The following is a 20,234-nucleotide window of genomic DNA, read 5'->3' on the forward strand; positions in this document are numbered from 1 at the left end:
CCGGTGAAGCCGCTCGACCCCCGCCTGCTCCGCCTGTCGCGTGCCGCGCGCTGGTCCGTCGTCGCCTCCGCGGCGACGGGCCTGGTCCGCACGCTCGCGACGATCGGCATCGCGTGGGGGATCGCCACGGCGGTCACGCTCGGCGTCGACGCGGTCCGGGACGGCCGGCTCGCCAACGGGGACGTCCCCGCCGCGTTCGTCCCGACGCTCGCGCTGCTCGCCGGCGCGTTCGTGGTCCGGGCCGTCGCGGCCTGGGCGACCGACGACCTCGCGGCCCGGGCCGGCGCGACGGTGAAGAGCGAGCTGCGCGCGACCGTCCTGGCCCGCGCGGCGGAGCGCGGCCCGTCCTGGCTCGCAGAGCGGTCGAGCGCGGGCTTCGCCACGGCCCTCGGCCCCGGGCTCGACGCCCTCGACGCCTACTTCGGGCGCTACGTCCCGCAGCTCGCGCTCACCGCCGTCGCGACCCCGGTCCTCCTCGTCGCGATCGGGCTCGGCGACCTGACGAGCGCGGTCGTCATCGTGCTCGCGATGCCGGTGATCCCCGTCTTCATGGTGCTCATCGGTCTGGCGACCCAGGCGCTCCAGCGGCGGCAGTCCGACGCCCTCACCCGTCTCGGTGGCGCGTTCACGGAGGCGGTCGAGGGCCTCGCGACCCTCAAGGTCTTCGGACGTGCCCGTCGCCAGGTCGGGCGGATCGCCACCGTCACCGACGAGTACCGCCGCGGCACGATCGGGGTCCTGCGGCTGTCCTTCGTCAGCGGATTCGCCCTCGAGCTCGCGGCCAGCCTGTCCGTCGCCCTCGTCGCGGTGTCGATCGGCGTCCGGCTCGTCGACGGGTCGCTCGGCCTCGGTGCCGCGATGTTCGTCCTCGTCCTCGCCCCGGAGGCCTTCGCGCCCCTCCGCCAGGTCGGCGCCGACTTCCACGCCGCCCAGGACGGCGTCGAGGCGTCCGGCGCCGTCCTCGACGTCCTCGACGACCGCGGCCGCACGGCGTCGACCGGCGTCGGCATCGAGGCGTCCGGCGCCGACGCCTCCGACGACCTCGCCGGCCCGGCCACAGACCTGGTGCTCGAGGGCGTGGTGGTCCGCCGGCCGGACGTCGTCGTCGGCCCGCTCGACCTGCGCGCCGCTCCCGGCACCGTCGTCGCGCTCGCCGGACCCAGCGGCTCCGGCAAGTCCAGCCTCGTCGCCGCGATCCGCGGCGTCCTGCCGCACGACGGCACGGTGACCGTGCCCGGCCCGGCAGGCGCGTCCCGTGCGGACCGCACGACCTGGGGCGACCAGCGCCCCCGCCTGGTCCGTGGCACGGTCGCCGAGAACGTCGCCCTGCACACGCGACCCGACGACCACGACGTGCGCCGCGCCCTGGGCGAGGCGGGGCTGGGACTCGAGCCGGGCCTCCCGGTCGGACCTGGGGGAGCCGGCCTGTCCGGCGGCCAGGCGCAGCGTGTCGCGGTCGCGCGTGCCCTCTACCGGGCCCGTCGCGCACGCACCCCGCTCGTCCTGCTCGACGAGCCGACGTCGGCCCTCGACGCCGACGCGGAACGCACCGTCGTCGAGGCCGTGCGGTCGCTCGCGGCCGAGGGTGCGGTCGTCGTGGTGGCGAGCCACCGCCCCGCCGTGCTGGCCGCCGCGGACGTCCGCGTCGACCTCCGCCCCGGGGGAGCCGTGACCGTGACGCACCGACAGGAGGCACGCGCATGAGCCGGGAGGCCCGTCCCACCTCCGTCCTGCGGCTGGCCCTGCCGCACGGGGCCGGTTGGGCGAAGGCGGTGTCCGCCGGCACGCTCAGTGCGGTCTGCGCGGTCGCGCTCCTCGCCGCGAGCGGCTACCTCATCACCCGTGCGGCCGAGCAGCCACCGATCCTGTACCTGACGCTCGTCATGGTCGGGGTGCGCGCGTTCGCCCTCGGCCGTGCAGCGCTGCGCTACGTCGACCGGCTCGCCGGGCACGACGCGTCCTTCCGCCAGCTCGCCGTCGTCCGGACCGAGATGTACCGACGGCTCGCCTCGGTCGCGCCGGCCGGGCTCGGGGCCACCGGGCGCGGCGACCTGCTCACCCGGCTCGTCACCGACACCGACCGGCTGCAGGACCTGCCGATCCGGGTGGTCGGGCCGCTCGTCTCGGCGGCCGTCGTCGCCCTGCTCTCGGTCGTGGCGGTCGCGGTGGTCTGGTGGCCGGCGGCGGTCGTCCTCGTCGTCGCCCTCGCGCTCGCCGCGCTGCTCGGCACGGTCGCGACGCTCGCCGTCGCGCGTCGGTCGGACCGCGAGACGGCCGCCGAGCGAGGACGCGTGGCCGACCTGGTGCTCGACACCGTCCGGACCCTCGACGTGTTCACCGCGTACGGCACGCTGCCCGACCGCCTCGCGGCCGTGGCGGCGCTCGACGCACGCGTGACCCGAGCCGTCCGGCGTCGCGCGACCGTCGAGTCGCTCGTCGGGGCGCTCGTCAGCCTGGTCGGTGGGGGCGCGGTGGTCGGGGTCCTCGCGGTCGGCGCGCCCGCGGTCGTCTCGGGTGCCCTGGGCGGTCCGCTCTGGGCGCTCGCCGTCTTCGTGCCCCTCGCGCTCTTCGAGGTCGTCGGCGGGGTGCCGCTCGCCGTCCTGACGCTCCGACGGGTCCGTGCCGCCGCGGAACGCGTCGAGCAGGTCGTGCCCGCGGTGCTGCCGGACGGCATCGTGCCGGAGCCGGACGCACCGGCCGATCCGGCGGAGCTCGTCGTCGACGGGCCGGTCCGGGTGGCGCTGCGCGACGTGACGGTGCGGTGGCCCGGTGCAGCGACGCCGGCGGTCGACCGGGTGTCGCTCGACCTGCAGCCGGGTGAGGTCGTCGTGCTCGAGGGCCCGAGCGGCGCCGGGAAGTCGACGCTCGTGGACGCCCTGGTGCGGTTCGTCGACCACGAGGGCTCCTACACGCTCGACGGGGTCGAGGCCCGGACGATGCACCCCGACGCGGTCCGCGCCCGGGTCGGTCTGGTGGAGCAGGACCCGTTCGTGTTCGACCAGTCGGTGCGGCAGAACCTGCTGTTCGCGCGCGACACCGCCACGGACGCCGAGCTCGTCGACGTGCTCGACCGCGTGGGGCTCGGACCGTGGGGCGAACGGCGCGGCGGGCTGGACGCCCCGGTGGGGGAGCGTGGCGGGCTGCTGTCCGGCGGACAGGCGCACCGGCTCGCGCTCGCCCGAGCGCTGCTGCACGCCTTCCCGGTGCTGGTGCTCGACGAGCCGACGGCCGACGTCGACCCGGACCTCGGCGACGCCGTGCTGCGTGACCTCGTCGGTGCCGCGCGGCAGGCCGGTCGCACGGTCCTCGTCGTGTCGCACGTGCCGGTGCCGGCCGACCTCGTGGACCGGACCCTGCGGATGCGTGACGGGCGCCTGGTCACGGACGGAGCCGCCCGCTCGATCCGGTGACCGTCCGCCGGACGGGCGGTGCGTCGGCGGGGCCGGGGCGGGCCTCCAGGCCTTGTACCCTTGGTGATCGTGACCACCGAGCACTCCACTGCGCACTCGACCGAGCACGACGCCGTCGACCCGGACGCCTACGACTTCCGCCGCATCCAGGAGAAGTGGCAGCCCCGCTGGGAGGAGCTCGGGCTCTTCACGACCGACCTCGACGACTCGCGCCCGCGCAAGTACATCCTCGAGATGTTCCCGTACCCGTCCGGCGACCTGCACATGGGGCACGCCGAGAACTGGGCGCTCGGAGACTTCGTGGCGCGCTACTGGCGGCAGCAGGGCTTCAACGTCCTGCACCCCATCGGCTGGGACTCCTTCGGGCTGCCCGCCGAGAACGCGGCGATCAAGCGCGGCGTCGACCCGGCGGAGTGGACGTACGCGAACATCGAGCAGCAGAAGGCGTCGTTCAAGCGGTACGCGCCGTCGTTCGACTGGACGACCGAGATCCACACCTCGGACCCCGAGTACTACAAGTGGAACCAGTGGCTGTTCCTGAAGATGTACGAGAAGGGCCTGGCCTACCGGAAGGACAGCTGGGTCAACTGGGACCCGGTGGACCAGACCGTGCTCGCGAACGAGCAGGTGCTGCCCGACGGCACCTCGGACCGCTCCGGCGCCGTCGTCGTCAAGAAGAAGCTGACGCAGTGGTACTTCGCGATCACGAAGTACGCCGACCGACTGCTCGACGACCTCAACCAGCTCGAGGGTCGGTGGCCGGCGAAGGTCATCGCGCAGCAGCGCAACTGGATCGGCCGCTCGGTCGGTGCCGACGTCGACTTCGTCATCGAGGGGCGCGACGAGCCCGTCACGGTGTTCACCACGCGGCCGGACACGATCCACGGGGTGACGTTCCTGGTCGTGGCACCGGACTCCGACCTGGCGGCGGAGCTGGTGTCGTCTGCCGAGCCCGCGGTGCGCGAGGCGTTCGACGAGTACCTGACCGCGACGCAGAAGACCTCGGAGATCGACCGGCAGAACGCCGACCGGCCGAAGACCGGCGTACCGCTCGGTCGCTCCGCGATCCACCCGCTCACGGGGGAGCGCCTGCCGATCTGGGCTGCCGACTACGTCCTCGCCGACTACGGCCACGGCGCCGTCATGGCCGTGCCGGCGCACGACCAGCGCGACCTCGACTTCGCCCGGGCGTTCGACCTGCCGGTGCAGGTCGTCGTCGACACCAACCAGCCGGTGACCGGCGCGATCCCGGTGATCCCCGAGGGCGCGACGCTCGAGGACCTGCCCGCCCTCGACCCGGTGGCGACCGGCGAGGCGCTGACCGGCCAGGGCCGGATGATCAACTCCGGACCGCTCGACGGCATGTCGAAGCAGCACGCGATCACCGCCGCGATCTCCCTGCTCGAGGAGCGCGGGACCGGCCGGGCCGCGAAGACCTACCGCCTGCGCGACTGGCTCATCTCGCGCCAGCGTTTCTGGGGCACCCCGATCCCGATCATCCACGGCGCCGACGGCACCGAGCACCCCGTCCCGATGGACCAGCTGCCGGTGCGCCTGCCGTCGACCGAGGGCCTCGACCTGAAGCCGAAGGGGACCTCGCCGCTCGGCGGGGCAACCGACTGGGTGAACGTGCCGAACCCGGTCGACGGCACCCCGGCGACGCGCGACACCGACACGATGGACACGTTCGTCGACTCGTCGTGGTACTTCCTGCGCTTCCTGTCCGCCCAGGACGACACGCAGGCGTTCGACCCCGAGGCCGCGCGGAAGTGGGCGCCGGTCGACCAGTACATCGGCGGCATCGAGCACGCGATCCTGCACCTGCTGTATGCGCGCTTCGTCACGAAGGTGCTGTTCGACCTCGGCTACCTCGACTTCACCGAGCCGTTCTCGGCGCTGCTCAACCAGGGCATGGTGCTGTCCGGCGGCTCGAAGATGTCGAAGTCGAAGGGCGGTGTCTCGCTCGGTGACGAGCTCGACGCGAACGGTGTCGACGCGATCCGTCTCGTGATGGGCTTCGCCGGTCCGCCGGAGGACGACATCAACTGGGAGGACGTGTCACCGTCGGCGTCCGCGCGCTTCCTCGCCCGCGCCTACCGTCTGGCGCTCGACGTCACGTCGACCCCCGACGCCGTGTGGGCCGACGGCGACCGCGCCCTGCGCCAGGTGACGCACCGGTTCCTCGCCGATGCGCCGGGGATGATGGAGGCGTTCAAGTTCAACGTCGTGATCGCGCGCCTGATGGACCTGGTCAACGTCACCCGCAAGGCCGTCGACAGCGGCCCCGGTGCCGGCGACCCGGCCGTACGCGAGGCCGTCGAGACGATCGCCCTCGCCCTCGCCGTCTTCGCGCCGTACACCGGCGAGGAGATGTGGGAGAAGCTGGGCTACGAGGCGACCGTCGCCACGTACGGCTGGCGGAAGGCCGACCCGACGCTCCTCGTGCAGGACACCCTCACCGCGGTCGTGCAGGTCAACGGCAAGGTGCGGGACTCGTTCGAGGTGTCGAAGTCGATCGAGGCCGACGAGCTCGAGCAGCTCGCGCGCGCGTCGGCGAACGTGCAGCGGTACATCGGCGACCGCGAGATCGTGAAGGTCATCGTGCGGGCGCCGAAGCTCGTGAACATCGCGATCAAGGGCTGACACGGCGCCTGCTGCGGGGGTGGGCTGACGACCGGCTGGCTGACGACCAGCTGGCTGACGACCGGCTGGCTGACGGCCGGCTGGCAGGCGGGCTGACGGCCGGCGGGCTGACGGCCGGCTGGCTGGCCGCTCGCTGGCAGGCGGCAGTCCTCCCCAGCTGAGCGGCCCGGCGGGATCCTCCACAGGAGGGACCGCCGGGCCGTCGCCGTCCCCGCGGCCGACCTACCGTGCCGGGCATGACTGCTTCGTCTCCTGGACGGCCCGGTGGCGGGTCGTGGATGTCCCGGTTCGCGCTGTCGCCGCGGACGGCCGTGGTGCTGGCTGCGGTGGTGGTCGTGCTCGCCCTGGTGGTCGTCGCCCTCGGCACGCTCGGGACGCACTCGTCGGCCGGTGTGACGGTGACGAGCGGCCCGTCGTCGGCGGCGGTCAGCGGGGGCCCCGACGGCGTGCCGGATGCGGGTGCCTCGGCCCGGTCGAAGGCGGGCTCCGGCGAGGTCTCCGGCACGGCCTCCGGCTCGCCGACCCCGGCGGTGGTCTCCGTGTACGTGGTCGGCGCGGTCGCCCGGGCCGGGGTCGTCGAGGTCCCCGCCGGGACGCGCGTGGACGAGGCGCTGCAGCGTGCCGGGGGTGCCACGGGCGACGCCGACCTCGCGCGGCTCAACCTCGCTCGTCCGGTGGTGGACGGGGAGCGTCTGTACGTGCCGCGGATCGGCGAGGGACCGGTACCCGACGCGCTCCGGCCGGATGCGCCGGGGGTTGGTGGCTCGGGTGGCGGGGGGTCAGGCGCCGGCGGTGCCGCAGGGGGCAGCGGCGCGGGCGGTGAGGACGCCGCTGCGGCTGTCGTCGACCTGAACACCGCCGACCAAGCGACGCTCGAGACGCTGCCGGGCATCGGCCCGGCACTCGCGGCGCGCATCCTGGCGTGGCGGGAGGAGCACGGCGGCTTCACGGCCGTGGACGACCTGCTCCAGGTCAGCGGCATCGGGGAGACGCGGCTCGCCGAGCTGCGCGACCGGGTCCGGGTCTGAGCGTGGACGTGCGCTCGAGCGTCAGGGATCTGCGCCCGCGGGCGGCCGAGCTGCGTCTGGCGGTTCCGGTGGTGTTCGCGTGGGTCGAAGCCGTGCTGCTCGTCGGGACGCCGTGCGCCTCGTGGTGGTGTGCTGCGTCGGCCGGGGCGGTCGGCCTCGTCGTCGTCCTGGTGCTCGTGGTGCTCGCGCGGTCCGGACGGCACGACAGGTCCGGCACCGACGACGAGGGCGCCGTGGTCCCCGACCCGTCGTCGGGCGACCGCGGGGCGGCGGTGCGCGGTGTGCTCGGCGTCGCCCTGATCACCGCCGGTTGCTGTGCGCTGGTCGCGGTGGCCGTCGCGGTGGGTGCGCCCGAGCGGTCGCCGGGGGCACTCGTCGACCGGTCGGGGCGGACCGTGTCCGTCGAGGTCGTGCTCACCCGGGACCTCGCCGCCACCGACCGGTCCACGACGGGCACGATGCGTGCGCTCGACTCCGTCGGTGGGCTCGCTGTCCCGGTGCGCGTGGTTCCCGGCGAGCGGCTCCTTGCGGCGGCCGGGTCGACGCTCCGCGTGCGCGGGACGGTGCAGCTCGACGACGACGGGTCCCCGACCGCCGCGGTGGTCTTCCTGCGCGGACGTCCGCTGGTCGTGCCACCGACCGGGCTGCTCGCGTGGACGGACCGCGTTCGGCAGGCGTTCGTGACCGTGACGGACGGGCTGCCCGAACCCGGCGGTGCGCTCCTGCGCGGCTTGGCGATCGGGGACCGCAGCGGTCTCGATCCGGCGACCGAGGCCGCGATGGAGACCACCGCGTTGACGCACCTGACGGCGGTGTCCGGGTCGAACTGCGCCGTCCTCGTCGCGCTCGTCGTGGCCGGGTGTCGAGCGTTCGGGCTCCCGCGGGTGGTCCGGGTGGTCGTGGCCGTCGGGTTCCTCGTGGCGTTCGTGGTGCTCGTGCGCCCGGATCCGTCGATCGTGCGCGCGGCGGTGATGGCGGTCATCGTGCTGGCCGTCCGGCTCTCCGGTCGACCGCTCCGCGGGGTCCCGCTGCTGGCGCTGACGGTGCTCGGCATGCTGGTGGTCGATCCCTGGTACGCCAGGGCTCCAGCGTTCGCGCTGTCGGTGCTCGCTACGGGCGGCATCATCGTGCTCGCCCCGCCGCTGACCGCGCTGCTCGCCGAGCGGTGGGGTCGAGCCGTGGCCGCTGCCGTGGCGATCCCGGTCGCGGCACAGCTCGCGTGCTGGCCGGTGACGGTCGTGCTCGCCCCGTCGCTGCCGACCTACGCCGTGCCCGCGAACCTGCTGACGGAGCCCCTCGCGCCGGTCGTCACCCTGACCGGACTCCTCGCCTGCCTGCTCGCTCCGGTGTGGCCCTGGGGCGCCGGGGTGGTCGCCCACGTCGCCTGGGCGCCCGCCGCGGCGATCGGCGCGATCGCACACGGTGTCGCGGCGCTGCCCGCGGCGACACTCGACTGGCCGGCCGGACCGCTCGGCGCCGCGACGGCGGGGACGGCGAGCACGGCGTTGGCCGCTGCCGTGCTCGCGGACCGGCGCCGACGGACATCGGCGCTGGTGGCAGCCGGGGCCGTCGTCGCCATCGGCCTCGGGGTCGTGGCGGTCCCGCGGCTCGTCGTGCGGTCGACCGTTCCCGGGGACTGGTCGGTCGTCGCGTGCGACGTCGGCCAGGGCGACGCCGTCCTGGTCCGAGACGGCGCCGGGCCGGTCGCGCTCGTCGACACCGGGGACGACGAGGGACTGCTGCTCCGGTGCCTCGACCTGCTCGGGGTCGACCGCATCGACCTGCTGGTGCTCACCCACTTCGACCGCGACCACGTCGGCGCGGTCGGGGCCGTGGCGGACCGGGTGGCGCGGGCACTCGTCGGGCGGATCGGCCGGCCCGAGGACGACCGCGTCGTCGAGGAGCTCGACCGGGCGGGCGTCGAGGTCCACACCGCCGACAACGGGACGTCGGGCACCCTCGGCGCCCTGGACTGGCGGCTGGCGTGGCCGCCGGCCGGTTCGCCGGGCTCCGGCAACGACGCGAGTCTCGTTCTCGAGACGATGCGCGGCGCCGCGTGCACCGCGTGTGTGACGGGAGTGTTCCTCGGCGATCTCGGGGAGCGCGCGCAACGGCGGCTCCGACGGATCGTGGAGCCGCACCCCGACGTGGTGAAGGTCGCCCACCACGGGTCCGCCGACCAGGACCCTGCGCTGTACCGGCAGCTCGCGGCGCCGATCGGGCTCATCGGCGTCGGCGCCGACAACACCTACGGGCACCCCACGGCGTCGGCGCTCGACGCCCTCCGCGCGGCGGGGACGACCGCGTTCCGCACCGACGAGCAGGGCACCATCGTGGTCTCGCGCTCGGCCGACGGTGCACTGCAGGTCTGGACCGAGCGGACGGCTCCGCCGCCGTCGGCGCCCGCGCTGGGCGCGAACGTGCCGGCTGCTGCGACAGTCCGGATGGTGGCTGCTCCGTCGGCGACGGGCCGGCCGGTGGCTGTTCCGTCGGCAACGGTCAGGACGGTGGCGGCTGCGTCGGCGGCGGCCCGTAGGATCGGACCAGGCCCCGACCAGCTCGCCCCGGAGCCGACGGAAGGAACGCATGCCCGCCAAGAAGCCCACGCGCGCCGCCGCCAAGATCGACCAGGTGCCGTGGTCCGGCGTCCGACCGGCGCCCGTCGTGCTCGTCACCGGGCCCGAGCAGTTCCTGGCCGAGCGTGCGAGCAGCGTCCTCCGTGACCTGCTCGTCGGCGAGGACCCGGCGCTCGAGGTGCACGACCTCGAGGCGGACCAGTACGCCCCGGGCCTCCTGGCGACGCTCGCGAGCCCGTCGCTCTTCGGTGAACCGCGACTCGTGCGGGTGACGAACGTCGAGAAGTGCACCGACGCCTTCATCACCGAGACGATCTCGTACCTGCAGGCGCCCGCCGACGACGTCACGCTGGTCCTCCGCCACGGTGGCGGCGTGCGGGGCAAGAAGCTGCTCGACACCATCCGCAGCGGCGTCGGCGGGGGCGTCGAGGTCCAGTGCGACGAGCTCAAGCGCGACACCGACAAGATCGACTTCGTCAACGCCGAGTTCCGGGCCGCCCGGCGGAAGATCGCGCCCTCGGCGGTCCGCACGCTCGTCGCGGCGTTCTCGGACGACCTCGCGGAGCTCGCGGCCGCCTGTCGGCAGCTGCTGGCGGACGAGGCCGAGGAGATCACCGACCGGACCGTCGACAAGTACTACGGCGGCCGCGTCGAGACGAACGCGTTCAAGGTCGCGGACATCGCGCTCGCGGGCCGCTCGGCCCCGGCGATCGTCGAGCTGCGGCACGCCCTGGCGACGGGGGAGGCACCCGTGCCGATCGTCGCCGCGTTCGCGAGCAAGGTCCGCACGATGGCGAAGGTCAGCGCCTTCCGCGGGCCGAGCGGTCAGGCGGCGTCCGCGCTCGGCATGGCGCCGTGGCAGGTCCAGCGCGCGCAGCGCGACGTCGCGGGGTGGAGCGAGGCGGGGCTGGCGAACGCGATCACGAGCATCGCGGCGGCGGACACCGCGGTGAAGGGCGGGTCGCGCGACGCGCACTACGCGCTCGAGGTCATGGTCCGGACCATCGCTCGACGCGGCGAGGAGCGCTGAGCCGGGACGCGCCTCCCGGATGGAACCACGGACCCGACGTCGAACCAGCGAGCGTCGCTGGTTCGATGTCGGATCCCTGGTTCGTCGGCGATCGCTCGTCGGCGATCGCTCGTCGGCGATCGCTCGTAGGGCGTCGCACTGAATCAACCGCGACGCGCACAAGCCCGGAACGACGAGAGCCCCGCACCAACGGTGCGGGGCTCTCGTGCAGGTGTCAGACGCTCAGAGCGCGGAGACCTTCTTGGCGATGGCCGACTTGCGGTTCGCCGCCTGGTTCTTGTGGATGACGCCCTTGCTCACGGCCTTGTCGAGCTTCTTCGACGCGAGGGCCAGGGCCGCGACGGCCTTGTCCTTGTCGCCGGCGACGACGGCCTCGTTCGTGTGACGGATGACCGTCTTGAGCTCCGAGCGGTAGGCCTTGTTGCGCTCCTGGGCCTTGAGGTTGGTCTTGATGCGCTTCATCTGCGACTTGATGTTCGCCATGCGTGTTGCTCCTTGTTCGTCTGCTACGGGTGGTCGCGACGTCGGGTAGAGGGGCCCTCTGTCGCATCGCGTTCCACCCGTGGGCGGGGAACGCGGAAGCCAGCCACCAACCCTACCAGCAGACCCACGGACCACCAAAGCCCCGACGCGCCGAACGAGCGACGCGCCGAACGAGCGACGCGCCGGTCGAGCGAGGCACCGGTCGAGCGACGCGCCGGTCGAGCGCCACGACGCCGAATGGGTCCACGAGCGGCGGAAACGACCCCGCAACACGGACGGGCTACCGTGACGAGGTGCCCTCACTCGCCCCGCGCATCGACTCCGTCCCGGCCTCCGGCATCCGCCGCGTCTACGAGCAGGCCGCCCTGCTCCGCGCGGACGGCACCGACGTGGCGATGCTCGTCATCGGCGAGCCCGACGTGCCGGTCGCCCCGCACATCGGCGAGGCCGCCCGCCGCGCCTGGACCGAGGACCGCACCGACTACACGCCGAACGGCGGCGTCACGCCGCTCCGCGAGGCGATCCGCGACAAGCTCCGCCGCGAGAACCGCATCGACGTCGACGTCGAGCAGGTCTGGATGACGATCGGCGCGACCCAGGCGCTGTTCCAGGCGATGACCCTCGTGCTGAGCCCGGGCGACGAGGTCCTCGTGCCGGACCCCGGCTACACGACCTTCACGATGAACGCGCACATCATCGGGGCGACCCCGGTGCCGTACCGGCTCGAGCCACAGCACGACTTCGAGCCGGACCTCGAGGCGCTCGAGGCGAGCATCACCGAGCACACCCGCGCCATCGTGGTGAACTCGCCGTCGAACCCGCTCGGCTCGGTGTTCGGCGAGGAGACCCTCCGCGCCCTGCTCGCACTGGCGAAACGGCACGACCTCTGGGTGGTCAGCGACGAGGTCTACGAGTACTTCACCCACGGCACGCGCCACGTCAGCATCGCGGCGCTCGACGAGGACGACCGGGTCTTCACCGCCTTCTCGCTGAGCAAGACGTACGCGATGACCGGCGTCCGCGTCGGCTACCTGGTGACGCCGAAGGGCATGGGGCCGACGATGCGCACGACGCAGGAGGCCATGATCAGCTGCGTCGCCGAGCCGGACCAGTGGGCCGCCCTCGCGGCGATCGTGGGCGACCACCAGGCCGTGCAGGACGCGCGCGAGCACTACCGGGCGAACCTCGCCGTCGCGAAGGAGGTCCTCGACGCGGCGGGCATCCGCTACCTCGACCCGCGCGGCGCCTTCTACCTGTGGATCGACGTCTCGCACGCCTCGCAGGGCGACGTCGCTGAGTGGGCGCTCGCGTTCCTGCACCGCGAGCACGTCGCGGTCGCGCCGGGCAGTGCGTTCGGTCGCTCCGGCGAGGGCTGGATCCGGGTCTGCCTGGCGGCGACCGTCGAGGACCTGCGCCGCGGCCTGGGCGCGCTGCCCGCGCCCGTCTCGGTGACCGTCTGACGGACGGGAGGCCCGTGGCGACCCCGCCACGCGCCTCCAGGCAGTCCTGCACACCGTCGCGGTCCGTCCCGCGCCTCCACAGGTCGGCCGCCGGTGCGCGCTGCCCGCGTGCAACCGTGGGACAATCGTTCGACCGCACCGACCCCCTGAGGAACCGTGAGCCCACAAGCATCCGCGCCGCTCGAGCCCGCCGCGACCCCGGCCGAGGCGATCCGCAACTTCTGCATCATCGCGCACATCGACCACGGCAAGTCCACGCTGGCCGACCGCATGCTGCAGATCACCGGCATCGTCGAGGAGCGGGCGATGCGTGCGCAGTACCTCGACCGCATGGACATCGAGCGCGAGCGCGGCATCACGATCAAGTCCCAGGCCGTCCGCATGCCGTGGGAGCTCGACGGGCAGACCTTCGCCCTGAACATGATCGACACCCCCGGACACGTCGACTTCTCGTACGAGGTCTCGCGGTCCCTCGCCGCGTGCGAGGGCGCCATCCTGCTCGTCGACGCGGCCCAGGGCATCGAGGCGCAGACGCTCGCCAACCTGTACCTGGCGCTCGAGAACGACCTCGAGATCATCCCGGTCCTCAACAAGATCGACCTGCCCGCCGCCGACCCGGACAAGTACGCGGCCGAGCTCGCGCAGCTCATCGGCGGCAAGCCGGAGGACGTGCTGCGCGTGTCCGGCAAGACCGGTGCGGGCGTGCCCGAGCTGCTCGACCGGGTCGTGGGCTCCGTCCCGGCGCCCGTCGGCACCGTCGACGCCGAGCCGCGCGCGATGATCTTCGACTCGGTGTACGACAGCTACCGCGGTGTCGTCACCTACGTCCGCATGATCGACGGGACGATCAAGCCGCGCGAGAAGATCCAGATGATGTCGACGCGGACGACCCACGAGATCCTCGAGATCGGCGTCTCCAGCCCGGAGCCGAAGCCGACCAAGGGACTCTCGGTCGGCGAGGTCGGGTACCTCATCACCGGGGTGAAGGACGTCCGCCAGTCGAAGGTCGGCGACACCGTCACGAGCGCGCAGCGCCCCGCGACCGAGGCACTGCCCGGCTACACGGACCCGAAGCCGATGGTCTTCTCGGGCCTGTACCCGATCGACGGCTCCGACTACCCGGACCTGCGTGAGGCGCTCGACAAGCTCAAGCTCTCCGACGCCGCGCTCGTGTACGAGCCCGAGACCTCGGTCGCGCTCGGCTTCGGCTTCCGCTGCGGCTTCCTCGGTCTGCTGCACCTCGAGATCATCACCGAGCGCCTGTCGCGGGAGTTCGGCCTCGACCTCATCACGACCGCGCCCAGCGTGGTCTACGAGGTGACGAACGAGGACAACTCCGTGACCGAGGTCACGAACCCGTCCGAGTTCCCGGGCGGTCGCATCGTCGAGGTCCGCGAGCCGATGGTGCGCGCGGCCATCCTCGCGCCGAAGGACTACGTCGGCGCGATCATGGAGCTCTGCCAGTCGCGCCGCGGCTCCCTGCTCGGCATGGAGTACCTGGGCGAGGACCGCGTCGAGATCCGCTACGAGATGCCCCTCGGCGAGATCGTGTTCGACTTCTTCGACCAGCTGAAGAGCAAGACGCAGGGCTACGCCTCGCTCGACTACGAGCCCACCGGCGACCAGGCCGCGGACCTCGTCAAGGTCGACATCCTGCTGCAGGGCGAGCAGGTCGACGCGTTCAGCGCGATCGTGCACCGCGACAAGGCCTACGCCTACGGCACGCTGATGACCGAGCGGCTCCGCAAGCTCATCCCGCGCCAGCAGTTCGAGGTGCCGATCCAGGCGGCGATCGGCGCGCGGATCATCGCCCGCGAGAGCATCCGGGCGATGCGCAAGGACGTCCTCGCGAAGTGCTACGGCGGTGACATCACCCGCAAGCGCAAGCTCCTCGAGAAGCAGAAGGAGGGCAAGAAGCGCATGAAGATGGTGGGTCGCGTCGAGGTCCCGCAGGAAGCCTTCATCGCGGCGCTCTCCGGCGACGTGGAAGAGAAGAAGAAGTAGCTCGACGACCGCGAGCAGCACGACGAGCAGCACGACGGAGCCCCGCCACGAGCGGGGCTCCGTCGTTCCCGGAACCGTTCGCTCCGCTGCGGGAACCGGACGAGACCGGCGGCGCTGCGCGTCGGTCGGTGGGGCGGTCCAGCCCATCCCTCCGCGGATGCGGCGGGCGGACCGGTCTGTCTGCCCGCACTCTGGGGGACCGGGGCGGTCACCCGATCCGTACAGTCGCACCTGGACCGACGGGGAGTGAACACCCCTCAGTTCGGGGCGGACCCGGCCGCCCGACCCGTGCACGCTCCCGTGTCGCGGTGTCCCTGGACCCGGGGTGCACACGGAGGTGCGAACAACGATGTCCCGTCACGCAACGACCGTCACCCGCGCACGGCGACGGCGGTCCGAACTCGTCACCATCGCCGCCGGGGTCGCCGCCGCGGTGGTGCTCGCACTGAGCTTCAGCGGCACGCTCTCGGTCTTCACGCAGGCCTTCGTGCACGGCACCAACACGGTCTCGACCTCGACGATCCGGATCGTGGAGACCGCGGCGGACGGTTCGCCGGGCGCCTGCACGACCACTGCCGACGGCACGGCGAGCTGCACCGACCCGGACCTCTACGGAGGCGGCTCGCTGCGTCCCGGAGACTCGTCGACGACCCAGACGATCTCCTTCGCGAACACCGGGACCGCGACGCCCACCGGGTTCCGGCTCACCGGCGGCCCGTGCACCACGGCGCCGACCAGCGGATCGGACCTGTGCAGCCAGCTCGTCGTGAAGATGACTTGGCGCGGCGCCGACGTGCTGCCCGCCTCCACCACCCCTGCCTTCCTGGCGGCGAACGCGATCACGCTGCCGAACCCGCCCGCGGCGGGGGAGCGCTTCCCGCTCACCGTGCAGGTGTCACTGCCGGAGAGCGCGACCGCGCCGACGTCGGGCGTGACCCTCTCGCAGGCCCTCACGTTCACCTTCTCGGCGTGACGGTGTCGTCGTGAGCAGGCACTCGACCACCGTCCGGCGCGCCTCGGTGCCCACGGGCTGGCTCCTCACCGCGGCGGGGCTCGTCGCCTCGGTCGCGCTCGCGCTGACGACGACCGGCACGACGTCGGCCTACACGGCGTCGATCGCGAACACCACGAACACCGCGAACACGGTCTCGATCGCGATGACGCAGGGTCCGGACGCATCGACCGTCGCGTGCCGGAGCACCGCCACGGGCACCACGTCGTGCGCGACCGACCTGTACGCCGGCAAGGACCTGCGACCGGGGGACACGACGCGCGGGACCGCGACGGTGATCCGGAACACCGGGGGCGTCACCGCGTCTGCCTTCTCGCTCGCCCCCGGCACCTGCATCGGCACGGTCTCCACGTCGAACAGCATCTGCTCGTGGCTGCGCGTCACCGTGACGTGGACGACGACGGCGGGGACGACGACCGTGGTCTCGGGGGAGAGTGCCGGGGCGATCAGCGGCAGGACCTTCCCCATCGACCCCGCTCCGGCTGCCGGTCAGGGCGGCACCGCCACCGTCACGGTCGCCCTCGACCCGGCGGCCCCGAACGACTCGCAGGCGCAGAGCATGAGCCAGTCGCTCGTGTGGACCTTCACCGCATGACGGCGGGGACCGCGGACGCGCGTATCGTCCCGACGGCTCGTCGTCGGCGCGCTCCCGGCCGTGCCGTGCGGGTGCGGGTCGTCGTCGCCGTCGCCGTCGTCCTGCTCGTGCTGCTCGCGATCGGCGTCGCGATGGCCGCAGGCGTCCGGACCTTCGACGTCCGGACCCCATCGATGGGCCGCGCGGCGCCGGTCGGGTCGCTCGTCGTGACGGTGCCGCCGGGTCAGCACCGCCTGGCCGTCGGCGACGTCGTCACGTTCGTCCCGCCGGTCACGGAGGGTAGCGGGACGGCGGCGCGACTGCCCTACACGCACCGCGTCACCGCGGTCGTCGACGGAGCGATCACGACCAAGGGTGACGCGAACGGTGCTGCGGACGCGTGGACCATCAGCCGCGGCGACGTCGTGGGGCGGGTGGTCGCGGTGCTGCCCGGCGGCGGGTGGGTGCTCCGGATGGTGCCGTGGACCGCCGGTGGCATCGGCCTCGTGTGGCTCCTCACCGGCTCCATCGCCGCGCGTGCTACCCGGACGGCCGCGCGGCTCGTCGGCGTGAGCGCCGTCCTCGCGGTCGTGGTCGCGGTCTTCCGGCCGTTCGTCGCACTCGTCGTGACCGGGGTCGATCCGGGCGCGCGTCCGACGGCGCACGTCGTGTCGACGGGGCTACTCCCGATCCGGGCGGTCGGTCCGTCCGGCGCGTCCGACCGGCTCCTCAGCGGTTCGGTCGGACAGGTGGCGCTGCCGCCGGGGTCGGACGGCGCGGTCGCGCTCACCGCGCAGCTCGACCTCTCCCCGCTCGGCTGGGTGACGCTCGCCCTGGTCTGCGCCGTCCCGCTCGTACTCGGGGTGCTCCTCGCCCGCTCGTCGCGTCGTGCGCCGTCGGAACGCGTCGATGCGGCGGACGTCCTGACGGGTCGCCCGACGGATCGCACGCAGCCCCGCCCGACGGATCGCGCGGAGCCCCGCCCGACGGATCGCGCGGAGCCCCGCCCGACGGATCGCGGGACCGACCGCGGGACGGATCGCGCGGAGCCCCGCCCGACGGATCGCGGGACCGACCGCGGGACGGATCGCTCGACTGACCGCCCGGCGGACAGCGCGCCCCACCGCGTGGCGCACAGCACGACGGACGCGACGACCGGCCGCGCGACGACCGACCCCGCGATGACCGACCCCGCGACGGACGCGACGACCGATCTCGCGACGGAGTCGCCGGTCGTCCCGACGGTCCCGGCATGATCGTCCGGACGCCGATCGTGCTCGCCGTGACGCTCGTGGCGGCGGTTGCAGCGCTCACCGGGATCGCAGCGCCGACCCAGGGCACGACCGCGGCCTACACCGCGACGACGTCGAACCGGAGCACCGCCACCACGGTCGGCGACTACGCCGTGACGGGTCTGCCCTTCCGTGACTCCTTCGCGGGTGGCCAGGGCGCTTGGCGGACCTACGGCGGATCGTGGACGACACAGACCAGGTTCGGCTACGGCACCCTGACCGAGACGTCCGGCTCGTCGGACGGACCGAAGGCCGTCACCGGTGACCCCGCGTGGACCGACTACACGATGCAGGCGGACGTGCAGGTGAACAGCGGCACGGACGCCGGGCTCCTGGTCCGGGTCACCGCTCCCGGCACGGGCGCGAACGCCTTCACCGGCTACTCGGTCGGGCTCGGCCTCGGCGAGAACGCGCTGTCGATCGACCGGACCGCGAACGTGGTCACCACCCGGCTGGCGCAGTCGACCGTTCCCGGCACGCTGCGGAACGGGCAGTTCTACCACCTGGTCGTCCAGGCTGCCGGATGCGGCATCACCGCCTGGTCGTCGACCGTCGGCGCGAACGACTGGACGCGGGTGAGCGTCTCGGAGTCGTCGGCCGACTGCCTGACGACGGGCGCGATCGGCCTGCGCGGCAACGGCAGTGCGGCCGGCTACCGCTTCGTGACGGCCACAGCGGGCGCCCTCGCCCCCTCGCTCGCGTCGGACCCCTGGAACTCGACGCTCTCCACCGGTCGGCTCGAGGACGGTGCGCCCGCGCGGGTGTACGGCGGAGCGTGGGCGGTCGACCAGCAGGAGGAGCGGATCCGCAGCACCGCGTACGCGAACAGCGGGGACAAGCAGGTCCTGAACCGGACGTGGGGCGACATGACCCTGACGGGTGACGTGCGCCTCATGCGCACCCCGAGGTCGGGCACCGACGCGGGGTTCATCGTCCGGGTGAACGACCCGTCGACCGGGATCGACTCGATGCGCGCGTACTCGGTCGGGATCACCAGGACGGGCATGACCATAGGGGAGCACCGGAACCCGGGGTTCGCGGGCGCCTTCGTGCCGTTCGGACGGACGGTGCAGGCCGGGGAGTGGTGGCACCTGACCGTCGAGGCGGTCGGGTGCACGATCACCGCCACCGCGTCGCCGGCCGACGGCGGGACGCCGGTGCAGGGGCGGGCGGACTTCGGCGCCTGCTCGCTGACGACCGGTGCGGTCGGCATCCGCGAGCAGGGGACCGAGGCCGAGTGGCGGAACATCGCCGTCACGCCGCGCTGACACAGGTCGACCCGAGCGGCCCCGGTACGATGGCCCCATGAGTTCCCGCGGCACGTACCGGACCGCCCTGACCTACGGTGCCGTCGGCGCCACGCAGGCGGCGGACCTCATGACCTACCCGCCGGAGGGCTTCACCCCGGCGGAGTCGCGGGCGCGGATCGGCCACGGCGACGCGCGGTTCGAGACCGCGGTGACGCAGGCCTTGACATGGCAGATCCAGGAGCGCAGCGGCATCCGCGTGCAGGTCGAGGACCAGCCCGACGACGACGAGGTCCGCTACAACCCGGTGACGTTCGACGAGCACGGCGTCCCCGTCGCGCCGGCGTCGATCGGCACGCCCCGCGTCGAGAAGTTCGCGGCCGACGGAACACCGCTGCTCACGGCCGGCACCACGGCGACGCTCGAGATGCACGCGTTCGGGCAGACCGTGCACGCGCCGGTCCGCGTCGTGTCGATCATCGACGAGACCGACCGCAAGGGCTTCGCGTACGGCACCCTCGAGGGGCACCCGCTCTCCGGCGAGGAGTCCTTCGTGGTCGAGCGGACGAGCGACGGGTCGGTGTGGCTCCAGGTCCGGCAGTTCTCGCAGCCGTCCAGCCGGAAGTGGGCGTTCGTCGCGCCCCTGCTCCGTCGACAGCAGCGGGTGATGGCCGCCAAGTACCTCAGCGCACTCCGAGGCGACTGACGACGGAACGCGCCGCGGCGCACGGCCACGAGCGCGGCAGTGCACGGGCCACGCCCCACCGCGCCCCGCTCAGTGCAGCGGCGGCAGCGCGGCGATCGCGTCCTCGAGCAGCCGGGCGTCCTGCACGCAGTCCCGCGCGACGCACACCGCACTCGTCCCCCGCAGTGCGTCGACCTCGTACACCCCGGTCGCCACCGCGACGAACGGGATCCCCACCGCGTCGGCCGCCTCGCCGTCCCGCGGGGTGTCCCCGACGATCACGGCACGCTCCCCGGACAGTGCGGCGGCGGCGCGCGCGGTGACCCCGGTGCGCTCGACCTCCGCGTCCCCGAAGTACGAGTGCTCCCAGTCGAACGCGTCGAGGTCGAAGCCCGCTCCGCCGAGCTTCACCCGTGCGCGGTGCTCGGAGTTGCCGGTCAGCAGGCCGTTCCGCCAGCCGAGCTCGGCGAAACGTCGGACGAGCGCTGCGGCTCCCGGTGCGGGGGAGCGGCGTTCGCCCCGGCCGTACCGTTCGTCGGTCAGGTCACGGAGGTGCCGGCTGACGGTGGGGATGAGCGCGTCGTCGAGGTCGTGCGCCCGGACGTGGTCGGCGATGAGCCCCGCGTCGGTGCGGCCGTGCTGGTGCCCGACCTTCAGCACCAGGTCGCGGCCGACGGCACGTTCGACGGCCAGGTGGTACAGGTTGCCCGGCGACGCGGCGTTCAGGACGAGGGTGCCGTCGATGTCCCACAGCACCGTGGTGGGGACGGTGTGGTGCTCCATGGCTCCA

The 20,234-nt window shown here is 73.4% G+C and carries 15 protein-coding genes; 13 read left to right on the plus strand and 2 right to left on the minus strand.

The window, feature by feature from the left end:
* Positions 1–3: 3 nt before the first annotated feature.
* The 6 genes from cydD (at position 4) to holA (ending at position 10,687) form a co-directional block, all read left to right on the plus strand.
* Positions 4–1,704 carry a thiol reductant ABC exporter subunit CydD gene (gene cydD, locus C1N91_RS06435; RefSeq protein WP_137767070.1) on the plus strand — a complete coding sequence of 567 codons (1,701 nt, stop codon included), beginning with the start codon at positions 4–6 and terminating at the stop codon, positions 1,702–1,704.
* On the plus strand, positions 1,701–3,410 hold the full coding sequence (gene cydC / locus C1N91_RS06440; RefSeq protein WP_137767071.1) for a thiol reductant ABC exporter subunit CydC: 1,710 nt from the start codon (positions 1,701–1,703) through the stop codon (positions 3,408–3,410). Before cydD ends, cydC begins: the two co-directional genes overlap by 4 nt.
* Before the next feature lie 69 nt (positions 3,411–3,479).
* A complete protein-coding gene (leuS, locus tag C1N91_RS06445; protein WP_137767072.1) occupies positions 3,480–6,053 on the plus strand; it encodes a leucine--tRNA ligase in 2,574 nt (857 codons plus the stop codon).
* A gap of 236 nt (positions 6,054–6,289) precedes the next feature.
* On the plus strand, positions 6,290–7,081 hold the full coding sequence (locus tag C1N91_RS06450; RefSeq protein WP_254678373.1) for a ComEA family DNA-binding protein: 792 nt from the start codon (positions 6,290–6,292) through the stop codon (positions 7,079–7,081).
* A gap of 71 nt (positions 7,082–7,152) precedes the next feature.
* On the plus strand, positions 7,153–9,804 hold the full coding sequence (locus tag C1N91_RS06455; RefSeq protein WP_137767073.1) for a ComEC/Rec2 family competence protein: 2,652 nt from the start codon (positions 7,153–7,155) through the stop codon (positions 9,802–9,804).
* Positions 9,713–10,687: a DNA polymerase III subunit delta gene (gene holA / locus C1N91_RS16970; RefSeq protein WP_254678405.1), complete on the plus strand. Its 975-nt coding sequence runs from the start codon at positions 9,713–9,715 to the stop codon at positions 10,685–10,687. Before C1N91_RS06455 ends, holA begins: the two co-directional genes overlap by 92 nt.
* 222 nt (positions 10,688–10,909) lie before the next feature.
* Here the strand turns inward: holA and rpsT are convergent, their stop codons facing one another.
* Positions 10,910–11,170, minus strand: a complete 261-nt coding sequence (gene rpsT / locus C1N91_RS06465) for a 30S ribosomal protein S20 (protein WP_058729393.1) — start codon at positions 11,168–11,170, stop codon at positions 10,910–10,912.
* 293 nt (positions 11,171–11,463) lie between these two features.
* On the opposite strand from rpsT, the gene C1N91_RS06470 reads away from it, so the two are divergent.
* The 7 genes from C1N91_RS06470 (at position 11,464) to C1N91_RS06500 (ending at position 19,465) form a co-directional block, all read left to right on the plus strand.
* Positions 11,464–12,630 (plus strand): pyridoxal phosphate-dependent aminotransferase, encoded by a 1,167-nt coding sequence (locus C1N91_RS06470; RefSeq protein WP_137767075.1) that lies wholly within the window; start codon positions 11,464–11,466, stop codon positions 12,628–12,630.
* A gap of 156 nt (positions 12,631–12,786) precedes the next feature.
* A complete protein-coding gene (lepA, locus tag C1N91_RS06475) occupies positions 12,787–14,634 on the plus strand; it encodes a translation elongation factor 4 (RefSeq protein ID WP_058748986.1) in 1,848 nt (615 codons plus the stop codon).
* Between the two features lie 349 nt (positions 14,635–14,983).
* A complete protein-coding gene (locus C1N91_RS06480) occupies positions 14,984–15,607 on the plus strand; it encodes a hypothetical protein (RefSeq protein WP_137767076.1) in 624 nt (207 codons plus the stop codon).
* Between the two features lie 10 nt (positions 15,608–15,617).
* Positions 15,618–16,241: a hypothetical protein gene (locus C1N91_RS06485; RefSeq protein ID WP_137767077.1), complete on the plus strand. Its 624-nt coding sequence runs from the start codon at positions 15,618–15,620 to the stop codon at positions 16,239–16,241.
* Positions 16,238–17,476: a S26 family signal peptidase gene (locus C1N91_RS16650; protein ID WP_175415932.1), complete on the plus strand. Its 1,239-nt coding sequence runs from the start codon at positions 16,238–16,240 to the stop codon at positions 17,474–17,476. The genes C1N91_RS06485 and C1N91_RS16650 overlap by 4 nt, the downstream gene beginning before the upstream one ends.
* On the plus strand, positions 17,473–18,780 hold the full coding sequence (locus C1N91_RS06495; protein ID WP_137767078.1) for a family 16 glycoside hydrolase: 1,308 nt from the start codon (positions 17,473–17,475) through the stop codon (positions 18,778–18,780). Before C1N91_RS16650 ends, C1N91_RS06495 begins: the two co-directional genes overlap by 4 nt.
* 37 nt (positions 18,781–18,817) lie before the next feature.
* Positions 18,818–19,465 carry a DUF1990 family protein gene (locus C1N91_RS06500; protein ID WP_137767079.1) on the plus strand — a complete coding sequence of 216 codons (648 nt, stop codon included), beginning with the start codon at positions 18,818–18,820 and terminating at the stop codon, positions 19,463–19,465.
* 69 nt (positions 19,466–19,534) lie between these two features.
* Here the strand turns inward: C1N91_RS06500 and C1N91_RS06505 are convergent, their stop codons facing one another.
* On the minus strand, positions 19,535–20,227 hold the full coding sequence (locus tag C1N91_RS06505) for an HAD family hydrolase (protein WP_137767080.1): 693 nt from the start codon (positions 20,225–20,227) through the stop codon (positions 19,535–19,537).
* Between the last annotated feature and the right edge of the window lie 7 nt (positions 20,228–20,234).

The organism is Curtobacterium sp. SGAir0471 (genome assembly GCF_005490985.1).
Lineage (GTDB): Bacteria > Actinomycetota > Actinomycetes > Actinomycetales > Microbacteriaceae > Curtobacterium.